The 924-nt window shown below is 64.5% G+C and carries 1 protein-coding gene; it reads right to left on the bottom strand.

Going from position 1 to position 924, the window contains the following annotated elements:
* Positions 1–924, bottom strand: a 924-nt coding sequence (locus tag Ari01nite_RS49480) for a glycoside hydrolase family 43 protein (protein WP_203791708.1), incomplete at both ends; no start/stop codon positions are given.

Below are 924 nucleotides of genomic sequence, written 5' to 3'. Positions count from 1 at the left end.
GAGCCCGAGCGGCGTGCCGAAGTTGGGCGTGCCGTCGGCGTTCCAGGTGAACTTCTGCACCCGGGTCGACCGGTTCATGTCACAGTTACCGTTCGCGTTGGTCGTCGCGTGGTAGACCATCCAGTCCTCGGTGCCGTCCTTCGACGTGAAGAAACCACCGTGACCCGGGCCGTAGACACCGGCCGCGTTGTTGCGCTGGAAGACCGGGTTCGCCGACTTCACCCACGACGACGAGTTCATCGGGTCACCCCCGTTCCAGGTGAGCATGCCCAGCTTGTACTCCGGGGTGGAGCAGTGCGACGCGGAGAAGATGATGAACGTCTTGCCGTTGCGCTGCAGCACCTCGGCGCCCTCGTTGACCGCGCCGCCGACCGTCTCCCAGCTGTACGTGGGCGTGGACAGGATCCGGCGGGTGCCGACCGCGGTCCACGGGTTCGACAGCTCGCGGATGAAGTTCGGCTGCGACCCGTTGTAGAACGTGCCCAGCAGATACATCTTGCCGTTCAGCTGCAGAATGCTCGGATCCAGCTCCCAGGTGTTGTTCTGCGTCGGGTCGAGCAGATCGGCCTTGAACGTGTACGGGCCCATCGGATCCGTGCCCGACGACTCCAGCACGTGAATACGCTGCGTACCCAGGTTGAACGGCTCCTGACCAGCCGTGTAGTAGAAGTACCACCGCAGCCCGTTCGGGCCGTTGAGCAGGTGGAACTCCGGCGCCCACATGGTGCCCGCACCGTTCGGCCGGGTCAACGTGAACAACACCTGATCCTGCGCCGTCTTCAACCCGCCAAGAGTCGCCGAGCGGCGCATCGTGATCGTGTTGTTCCACGTCGTCGTCGCCAGGTAGTAGTTCCCGTTGTACTGCGTCAGCCACGGGTCCGGGCCCTGCTGCTTCAACGGGTTGGTGAACGACGCCGCCGGGGT

This window comes from Paractinoplanes rishiriensis (assembly GCF_016862375.1).
GTDB lineage: Bacteria > Actinomycetota > Actinomycetes > Mycobacteriales > Micromonosporaceae > Actinoplanes > Actinoplanes rishiriensis.
The sequence above is the reverse complement of the archived record's forward strand: the minus strand, read 5'-3'. Positions and strand labels throughout refer to the sequence as shown.